This is a genomic window from Methylobacterium sp., from assembly GCF_019745455.1.
In the GTDB taxonomy this organism is placed as follows: Bacteria; Pseudomonadota; Alphaproteobacteria; order Rhizobiales; family Beijerinckiaceae; genus Methylobacterium.
The window spans coordinates 1-9,040 of the sequence record NZ_JAIETD010000154.1 but is presented as its reverse complement, the minus strand read 5'-3'; the positions used below and the strand labels follow the sequence as shown (position 1 = coordinate 9,040).

Here is a 9,040-nt window from a genome sequence, read left to right as displayed (position 1 = left end):
CTGCCGAGGTCGCTTGTCCTCATAGTCCTTGCCGGCAAATCGCAGGAAAAAGCCTAGCTGTCCGAAGGTCGGCCCAACGCCCGACACCTGAAAGAACACCCAGGCCAGAGTCTCGTACCGCTGGGCGGGTGTTGTTGAGATGAGCTGCCCCGTCTTGTCGGCCAGATAGATGAGGATCGCACCGGTTTCCCATATGCCAATGGGCTGGCCGTCAGGGCCAGCCGGATCGATGATCGCGGGTATGCGGCCGTTGGGATTCAACGACACGAACGCAGGATCCTTCGACTCGTTGTTCGAGATGTCGACGAAGTGGGGCTCATACGGCAGGCCAGTCTCCTCCAGCATCATCGAGACCTTGACGCCGTTGGGCGTGGGGGCCGCGTATAGTTGCAAGCGATCCGGATAAGATGCTGGCCAGCGCTGCGTGATGGGAAAGGAGGAGAGGTCTGTCATATCTGGATCCTGGCACTGCGACGGCGGCTGAATGGAATGATCTGCTTCAAGGCCGGGTTCGACGACCGCGTCGATTGACGCGGTCGTCGGAGGTTGCGAACCGGATCGGCGCGGCACTAACGGCAGCGAAGCCTATTCCGCTGCAGCCCCGGCCGCAGGGCTCACATCGCCGGCCTCATGCCGCTTTGGAAGAACCCAGTCGGGACGGACGAAGTGGCAGGTGTAGCCGCCCGGCCGCTTCTCCAGATAATCCTGGTGATCGGGCTCGGCCTCCCAGAACTCGCCGACCGGCTGGACCTCGGTCACCACTTTGCCATCCCACAGCCCCGAGGCATCCACATCGGCGATCGTATCCTCGGCGACGCGCTTCTGCTCCTCGTCGACATAATAGATGCCCGACCGGTAGGAGAGCCCACGATCATTGCCCTGGCGGTTCAGCGTCGTCGGATCGTGGATCTGGAAGAAGAATTCCAGGATGTGCCGGTAGCTCGTCACTGTCGGGTCGAAGACAATCTCGATCCCCTCGGCATGCGTGCCGTGATTACGATACGTGGCGTTCGGAATATCGCCGCCCGTGTAACCCACACGGGTCGAGATGATGCCGGGCCGCTTGCGGATCAGATCCTGCATGCCCCAGAAACATCCTCCTGCGAGAACAGCGCGCTGATGCATGTTAAGCCTCCTCTACTTGATCGAGATATTCACCGTATCCCTCGGACTCCATCTCGTCGCGCGGGATGAAGCGAAGGGACGCAGAGTTGATGCAGTAGCGCAGACCGCCGCGGTCGGAAGGACCGTCCGGGAACACGTGGCCCAGATGGCTGTCGGCGTGTACCGACCTGACCTCCGTCCGGACCATGCCGTGTGCACTGTCCCGCACCTCGTTCACGTTTGCCGGAACGATCGGCTTGGTGAAGCTGGGCCAGCCAGTACCCGAATCGAACTTGTCCGTTGAAGCGAACAGCGGCTCTCCCGACACTATGTCGACGTAGATGCCAGGCTCCTTGTTGTCGTTGTGCTCACCCGTGAAGGGCCTTTCGGTCCCCGAATCCTGGGTAATCCGGCGTTGCTCGGGGGTCAGGCGGTCAACTGCTGCCTGTGACTTCTCAAACTTCATGATAGTCTCCAATAATTAATCTAGAGAGCTCGACACACTGTCATTTATCTTTGCAGTCATTGCGCCGACTATCGCAGTGCGCCCCAGATTTATCCAATACGCTGCGCGTATAGTTTCCATAGCGCCGAAGCTCTTCACGTCGTGATTCAGTTCCACTCATACCGGGCTGCCAGCTGCGCGATGTTCCGTATCTCGACCGTTGCCGTGGAGCCGGATACTGTCGCGATCACGACTTCGCGCTCCAAGACAAATCCGTCGATCGGCCGAGTGACGAGGCCTTGCACGGTCGGCGATCGTTCCGGAAGAATGCATATGGCGTGGCCGTCAGCGACGACCCGTTGCACCCAGTCCTCGCGATCTGATCGAAAGCGAGGTCGCATGAGCAAGTCCCGTCGCGCGAAGTGATCGAGGATCCGATCGCGAAACTCGCATTTCAGGCGATCGACGAAAGGAAACTCGAGCAGGTCTTCGCCGCGCACGATCTCGTTGGCAGCCAAGGGATGGTTTGCAGAACAGCCGAGCACGAAGCGCTCCCGAAATAGAGGATGCACATCCAGCTTGCGTTCCGGTCTTGTTTCACGCGGCATGATGCACGCGTGGTATTTTCCTGAAAGCACCTCCGATGTGTCCTCGTTCGACTGGAGCGAGTGCAGCTTGATTTCGATGGATGGCATCTCCGCCAATGCGCTCTCGAAGAATGCCGTAAATTCCTTTGGTCCGACGGTGGGCGCGACGGCGACATCCAGCACGCGGTGCCCCCCCATCGCCCAGTGCTCCGAGTGATTGCGAACGCTCTTCATCGCGACCACCATGCGCCGGAATTCTGCCTCGACGTCATGGCCAAGGCCAGTCAGGCGGCTGTTCTTCCCGTCGCGATAGATCAGCGGCCCGCCAAGCTCATCTTCCAAGCGGCGGATCGCGCGGGTCAGACTTGGCTGTGACACACCGCTCAAGCGAGCGGCCGCTGTGAAATTCAGCGTCTCGGCCAAGTTGATGAAATAGCTGACTTGATTGAGTTCCATAGTCCTTTGGCCCACGCGCCTGACTGATACCTCTTCCGTGAGACCGCCTTTGGAAAGCAGGTCGCAGAAGTATGCTTGGCGCATATAATCATGGTATAGGGGCTTGTCTATATGCGCCAGACATATAAATGATAGCCTGAGATGACGATTACCGGTTGGCGGTGCGCTCCGCTCAGCTCCGTCGAAGGTTCTGAGAGCGCAACCGCCAAGCCGCGTGCTGGAGGTTTGATGGACATGGCAGGAAGATCATTTACGTTTGTCAGTGGGGCTGGCTCTCCGCTGTCCGGGCACCTCGAACCGCCGGAAGGGACGCCGCGGGGCTGGGCGATCTTCGCCCACTGCTTCACGTGCGGGAAAGACAGTCGCGCCGCTGTTCACATCTCGCGCGCGCTGTCGCGTGCGGGCATCGGGGTCTTGAGGTTCGATTTCGCCGGGACCGGGATCGGCGGTGGGACGGGAGAACCTGTGAACTTCGCGTCGGACGTCGAGGACCTTCGGGCCGCCGCAAATGCGATGGCGGCGGCGGGCATGTCACCGTCCCTCCTCGTCGGGCACAGCCTGGGTGGCACCGCTGCGATCGTAGCCGCCGCCGACATGCCTGATATTGCGGCGGTAGCGACGATTGGTGCGCCGGCCGACCTTCAGCATATCTTGCGCCTCTTCGGACCGAATGATCTGGACACCATCGCGAGCGAGGGCGAGGCCTCGGTGGAGATTGCCGGTAGGCCCTTCCTCATTCGCCGAGGGTTCCTTGAGGCGGTTGAGGGGATCGACGTCGAGAAGGCCATTGCCTCCCTGCGACGGCCGGTGCTGGTCATGCACTCTCCGCTGGATCAGGTGGTCGGCATCGACCACGCGTCGCGCATCTTCGTCGCGTCCAGGCACCCTAAAAGCTTCATCTCGCTCGACAACGCGGATCACCTTCTCACCGACGTCGCGGACGCGAACTACGCCGCGGCCATGGTGGCGGTTTGGGCGAGCCGCTTTCTCCCACCACTCAGCGCGGATCTTCCGCAGATCGAGGTTGCGGAGGGCGTCGTCGCCACCGAAACTCTTGCAGGGACGTTCCAGCTCAAGGTCCGCAGCGGCGAGCACACTCTGTTCGCCGACGAGCCAGCATCGGTCGGTGGCCTCGGGACCGGACTATCTCCCTACGAACTCGTATCTGCCGGCCTCGCAGCCTGCACGGTGATGACGATGCGTCTCTATGCGAACCGCAAGGGCTTTCCGCTCGAACGGGCGAGCACGACCGTGCAGCACGAGAAGGTGCCGGACATGATGCCACCCGACCGGTTCACCCGCACCATTGTCCTCGATGGGCCGCTGAGTGATGATCAGCGCGCTCGGATCCTCGCGATCGCTGATCGGTGTCCCGTCGATCTGAGTCTCATCCGGGGTTCGGACGTGCAGACCGAGCTCTTGAGCGCCAGTCAGGCTGCGGATCCCGCGAGGCTGGCTTGACCGTGGCGCACACGGAGGAGGGCGAACGGACTGTGAGCCAATCGCCTACCGGCAATAGGGCGGCCGCGACAGAGCGAGCAATTCTCGCAGGCGGCTGCTTCTGGGGCATGGAGGATTTGCTGCGCCGAGCCAGGGGAGTCATTTCGACGCGTGTCGGTTACACAGGCGGAGAAATGCCTGATCCGACCTACGCGAGACATTACGGCCATGCGGAAGCAGTGGAAGTGACCTTCGACCCTTCCGTTCTCGCCTATCGCTCGCTCTTGGAACTCTTCTTCCAGATCCATGACCCCACGACCTACGAGCAACAAGGCAGCGATGTCGGTCCGAGCTATCGATCGGCGATTTTCTACACCACCGAAGTGCAGAAGGAAGTCGCCCTCACAACCATCGCGGAAATCGAGGCATCAGGAAGCTGGCCTGGCCCGGTCGTGTCGGAGATCAACCCAGAAGAACCCTTTTGGGAGGCGGAGCCAGAGCACCAAGAATACCTGGTGCGCTATCCTGGGGGCTATAGCTGCCACTTCGTGCGCCCGACCTGGCGGTTGGACCGCTCAGACGAACGCCCAGCTGTATACTTGACAGAAAGAGTTGATGATGACCGAAACCGTGACTAATCAGGCCGCCTGGCAGAAAGCGCCGGGGCAGCCACTGAGGATCGGTGTCACCGCTCTGCCGCATCTGGCGGCGAACGAGATATTGATCCGCAACGCGGCCATCGCGATCAACCCACTCGACTGGATTCTGCAGGACGTCGCGCTTTTGCCATGGCTCGACTATCCCGCGATTCTCGGCAGCGACGTCTCCGGTGAGGTCGCGGCGATCGGTGGCGCGGTCGAGCGGTTCAAGGTCGGCGATCGAGTCATCGGACAGGCGGTCGGGACAACCGTAAATCAACCTGCGCAGGGTGCGTTCCAGCACCACACGATCGTGCTGGACCACATGGCGGCGCCGATCCCCAACAACATGGCCTTCGCTGATGCGGCAGTCCTCCCGCTTGGCCTTGGCACCGCCGCAAGCGGGCTCTACGGACGGACACAGTTGGCTCTCGCGCCACCGTTACACTCGCCGACCGCGCGTCCAGAGGTCGTTCTGGTCTGGGGTGGATCGTCGAGCGTTGGCTGCAACGCCATCCAGCTCGCGGTGGCGTCGGGCTACAGGTGCGTCGCCACCGCTTCGGCGCGCAACGCCGGCCTGTTGAAGGAGCTGGGTGCAAGCGAGGTTCTTGACCACTCGAGTCCAGCCATCGTGGAAGACGTGATTGAGGCAATGCGCGGGCGCAGTCTCGCTGGAACGCTTCACGCGACCGGTCACATGAAAGACTGTTTTGCCATAGTTGCGAGATGCGAGGGCTCGCGCCGGGTGGCAGCGACGCTGGCCCCGCCCGACGAGCGTCCATTTGGAGTCGAGGCGACGCACATCTCCGGGACGAGCCTCAAGGATTACGAGGTTGGTCCAATGATCTACCGCGAATTCCTGCCGCAGGCTCTCGCGGCGCGCACGTTCGTCCCCGCCCCTCCTGCGAAGATCGTGGGCCAGGGCCTTGAAATGCTCCAGGCTGCCTTGGAAGCCCTGAAGGCGGGTGTATCCGCAGCGAAAATCGTCGTTACCCTGCCTTGAGTGACCAGCCAGGCGGTTTTTCGCGTTCGCAGTCTGAGGTGGCCCGCACTTTGCCGATTGGGAAGCTCTACCGGGAAAACGCGCTTGGGACGCGCGCTGCGCTCCTGCCGGAGCATGCGTTCCCGAAACCTGTTCCCGACTGCTTTTCCCCGAAACGTAACCGTCTGGCCTGACCGCTATCCGTCCCAGTGCCAGGGGAGCAGATCGTCGACCTTGTTGATCTTGTAGTCTGGGATGCGTGCCAAGGTGTCGGCGAGCCAGGCATTGGGATCGACCGCGTTGAGCTTTGCGGTTTCGATCAGGGTGTAGGCGATGGCGGCGGCCTTGCCGCCCGCCTCGGAGCCGACGAAGAGGTAGTTCTTCCGCCCGAGGGCGATGGCACGCATGCACCTTTCGGCCGCGTTGTTGTCCAGTTCCAGGATACCGTGGTCGAGATAGGAGCGCAGGCGTTCCATTCGCGTCAGCGCGTAGCGGATGGCGGCCGCGAGGGGGGATTTTCCTGAGATTGTGGTGAGTTGCATGGCCAGCCATCGCTCCAAGTCATCGAAGACAGGGGCGGCATGGGCACGTCGCAGTTCGACACGGCGATCAGGTGGCGTCCCTCGAGCTTCCTTCTCGATGGCATAGAGCTGGGCGATCCGTCCGATGGCCTCTTCGGCGATGGGCGAGCCCTGCGACCGGTGGATGTCCACGAACTTGCGCCTGACATGGGCCATGCAGGCGACCTCGCGAATGGCACCCGAGCGGTAGAGATCCTCGAACCCGGCATAGCCATCGGCATGCATCCAGCCGCGGAAGCGGGCGAGGTGATCCTTGGGATGCTGACCCTTTCGGTCGCCGGAGAAGCGATACCAGGCGGCGGGTGGGGCAGCACTGCCCCAGGGTCGTTCGTCACGGGCATAGGTCCAGAGCCGGGCGGTCTGGGTCTTGCCGGTGCCGGGCGCCAGCATCTGGACAGGCGTATCGTCGGCGAAGATGGCCTCGGCGGACAGGACATGTCGGCCGATGGCTTCGGCCAGAGGTTCCAGCAGAGCGGTGGTCTTGCCGACCCAGTCGGCCAGTGTGGATCGGTCGAGATCGAGCCCTTCGCGCTCGAAGATCTGGCTCTGACGATAGAGGGGCAGATGGTCGGCATACTTGCTGACCAGCACATGGGCGAGCAGGCCGGGGCCGGGACGGCCGCGTTCGATCGGGCGCGACGGCAGCGGGGCCTGGACGAACCGTTCGCAGCAGGCGCATGTCAGCCGGGGCCGGACGATGCGGTTCACGATGAAGCGGCCAGGCACGTATTCCAGCTCTTCCGTGACATCCTCGCCGATCCGGCGCAGGTGCCCGCCACACTCAGCGCAGGCATCGACACCGGGCGTCAGTTCCACTTCCATCCGCGGGATGTGGTCGGGGATCGGACGGCGCTTCGGTTTGCCCTTCTCCTCGATGTCCGGCAGCTTCATCCGTGCGGTCATCGCAGCGGCGGCAATCTCGCTGGTCTCGAGGGCCAGTTGAAGTTGCTCGGCCGTCTCGGACGAGGCCCCGAACCGGTGCGCCCGATGCCCGGCCAGCTGGTGCCGCAGCTTCTCGATCAGGATCGCCTGCGCCTTCACCTCGGCCAGAAGCCGCGCGGTGAAGCTGCGCAGCTCCTCGGGGTCTTCCGGCAGGGTCAGGGTCTGACTGAGCATGCAGGAAGTCTATCCTACGAGATTCCTTGTGGGAATCCAGTGATCATCAACCCCGCGTATTATCCCGCCGCCAGAGGGCGCCAAGTCCGTTCCGGGGCCCGCCAGTCGATCCCCTCCAGCAGCATGGACAACTGTGCGGGCGTCAGCGCCACCTTGCCCTCCTTGGCCGAGGGCCAGACGAACCGGCCCTTCTCCAGCCGCTTCATGAACATGCAAGCCCCCTGACCGTCCCACCAGATGACCTTGACCAGATCGCCCCGGCGACCACGGAACACGAACAGATGCCCGGCGAACGGATCCTGCTTCAGCACCGCCTCGGCTTGGGCAGCGAGCGCCGCAAAGCCCTTGCGCATGTCGGTGACGCCCGCCGCAAGCCAGACCCGCGTATTGGCCGGAACCGGGATCAAACCGTCAGACCCCGGATCAGCCGCGCCAGCGCCTCGGGATCGTAGCTGCCGTTGATCCGCATTCGGTGGCCGCCAGCCAGTTCGATCTCGATGTGGTTCTCGGCGGCAGGTGCGGCCGGGGCCGACCTGGTCTCCGCGACGATCTCTACAGGCAGAAAGCGCGCCTCCTCTGACGGGGACGGAGCCGAGGCGGGGTCCGGCGCATAGCGGGGATCGCGAAGCCACTTGAAGATCAGATTGGCATTCACCGCGTAGCGCCGCGCAACCTGGGCAACCGAAACGCCCGGCGCCGTCGTCTGAAAACAGATCGACCGCTTCTCATCATCCGTCCAAAGCCGCTTCGTCCGACGCGCCAAACCCATCACCATAGTGTCCACTATCGATGGTGGACACTATCCGCCTCTCTCAGCCCGAGGCAGAGCGGTCAGGCCGGACGGTTACTCCGAAACTACCTATCGGACATAGAGAAATGGGAATGCAGCGAGTGGTTTGAACGGCCGCTTCCGAAACCGCGTTCCGATCAATTGAGCGGCTAAAAGTGGGGCGATCACCGACATATTAGAATGAGACCGCCATGCCCGATCGGCCGGCTTGACGCGTAGCCAAAAGAATGCGGCTGATGGTAGGCTCGCTGACATTATGAAGCCCCGCCATCTGAGCAGCGTTGAGCTGTCGCAATTGCGAGTCTCCTACGCGTCGTCGTTCTTCTCGCGGTCCACACCTCGCTGATGCAATTCGGCATCGACGGGGCAGTTCGTGCAGCCCTCGTAGCAGCACAAGCGGCAGATGCGGTATGACTGCTCGAGGTTTTCCAAGCGATTTCGGAGAACGCGTTCAGCGATGTCCGATAAGGTTTTCAGTTCGTCTGGATTAAGGATCGATAGCCCTTCGGCAATCACTTGATCGCGCGAGGCCAGGACCTCGTCGCTCGCGACCTTGCCAGTTGGAGTAAGATAGAGGGATCGTGCGCGCCCGTCTGTCGAATGCTCCCTACGCTCGATCAATCCCTCGCTTACCAATCTATCCACCAGGCGAACAGTTCCAGCATGTGAAAGGCCCACCCCGATCGCAAGCATACGGATCGAGAGCCCGGGCTTGTGCGCGAGCAACGCCAGCGCTGAGGCGGCGGGTCCAGCTTCCGGCGCCCGCGATGAACTAGCGCGAACGATGTCGTCGCTGATCATGAGTGCGAACGCCCCGAAAATGTTTCGATCTCGAGGTCCATCCATTGCCACATCTATATGTGCGCGGAGCATAGACAGCAAGCCATACCGTGGTCCTCTT

The 9,040-nt window shown here is 62.3% G+C and carries 11 protein-coding genes; 3 read left to right on the top strand and 8 right to left on the bottom strand.

Annotation, left to right across the window (positions count from 1 at the left end; genetic code table 11):
- The 4 genes from K2Y56_RS24880 to K2Y56_RS24865 all read right to left on the bottom strand — a co-directional run.
- A partial coding sequence (locus K2Y56_RS24880) for a glutathione S-transferase family protein (RefSeq protein WP_292514364.1) occupies positions 1-453 on the bottom strand: 453 nt, incomplete at its 3' end.
- A 132-nt stretch (positions 454-585) separates the two neighbouring features.
- Positions 586-1,125, bottom strand: a complete 540-nt coding sequence (gene msrA, locus K2Y56_RS24875; RefSeq protein ID WP_004099036.1) for a peptide-methionine (S)-S-oxide reductase MsrA — start codon at positions 1,123-1,125, stop codon at positions 586-588.
- Position 1,126: 1 nt separating this feature from the next.
- Positions 1,127-1,570 (bottom strand): peptide-methionine (R)-S-oxide reductase MsrB, encoded by a 444-nt coding sequence (gene msrB / locus K2Y56_RS24870; RefSeq protein WP_004099035.1) that lies wholly within the window; start codon positions 1,568-1,570, stop codon positions 1,127-1,129.
- Positions 1,571-1,716: 146 nt separating this feature from the next.
- Positions 1,717-2,592 carry a LysR family transcriptional regulator gene (locus K2Y56_RS24865; protein ID WP_011191349.1) on the bottom strand — a complete coding sequence of 292 codons (876 nt, stop codon included), beginning with the start codon at positions 2,590-2,592 and terminating at the stop codon, positions 1,717-1,719.
- 228 nt (positions 2,593-2,820) lie between these two features.
- On the opposite strand from K2Y56_RS24865, the gene K2Y56_RS24860 reads away from it, so the two are divergent.
- The 3 genes from K2Y56_RS24860 to K2Y56_RS24850 are packed head-to-tail and all read left to right on the top strand — an operon-like array spanning position 2,821 to position 5,673.
- On the top strand, positions 2,821-4,053 hold the full coding sequence (locus K2Y56_RS24860) for a bifunctional alpha/beta hydrolase/OsmC family protein (RefSeq protein ID WP_045269764.1): 1,233 nt from the start codon (positions 2,821-2,823) through the stop codon (positions 4,051-4,053).
- 32 nt (positions 4,054-4,085) lie between these two features.
- Positions 4,086-4,670 (top strand): peptide-methionine (S)-S-oxide reductase MsrA, encoded by a 585-nt coding sequence (gene msrA / locus K2Y56_RS24855; RefSeq protein WP_081623570.1) that lies wholly within the window; start codon positions 4,086-4,088, stop codon positions 4,668-4,670.
- Positions 4,648-5,673 (top strand): zinc-binding alcohol dehydrogenase family protein, encoded by a 1,026-nt coding sequence (locus K2Y56_RS24850; protein ID WP_292514338.1) that lies wholly within the window; start codon positions 4,648-4,650, stop codon positions 5,671-5,673. The genes msrA (K2Y56_RS24855) and K2Y56_RS24850 overlap by 23 nt, the downstream gene beginning before the upstream one ends.
- Before the next feature lie 176 nt (positions 5,674-5,849).
- On the opposite strand, the gene K2Y56_RS24845 is transcribed toward K2Y56_RS24850, so the two are convergent.
- The 4 genes from K2Y56_RS24845 to K2Y56_RS24830 form a co-directional block, all read right to left on the bottom strand.
- Positions 5,850-7,349 carry an IS66 family transposase gene (locus K2Y56_RS24845; protein ID WP_292514335.1) on the bottom strand — a complete coding sequence of 500 codons (1,500 nt, stop codon included), beginning with the start codon at positions 7,347-7,349 and terminating at the stop codon, positions 5,850-5,852.
- Positions 7,350-7,408: 59 nt separating this feature from the next.
- Positions 7,409-7,756, bottom strand: coding sequence for an IS66 family insertion sequence element accessory protein TnpB (tnpB, locus tag K2Y56_RS24840; protein ID WP_292514332.1), 348 nt, complete (start codon positions 7,754-7,756; stop codon positions 7,409-7,411).
- The gene (locus tag K2Y56_RS24835) at positions 7,753-8,118 is read right to left on the bottom strand and encodes a transposase (protein WP_292514330.1); all 366 of its coding nucleotides are present in this window, start codon (positions 8,116-8,118) and stop codon (positions 7,753-7,755) included. The genes tnpB and K2Y56_RS24835 overlap by 4 nt, the downstream gene beginning before the upstream one ends.
- A 327-nt stretch (positions 8,119-8,445) precedes the next feature.
- Complete coding sequence (locus K2Y56_RS24830; protein WP_292514327.1) at positions 8,446-8,940, bottom strand: MarR family winged helix-turn-helix transcriptional regulator; 495 nt, start codon at positions 8,938-8,940, stop codon at positions 8,446-8,448.
- Between the last annotated feature and the right edge of the window lie 100 nt (positions 8,941-9,040).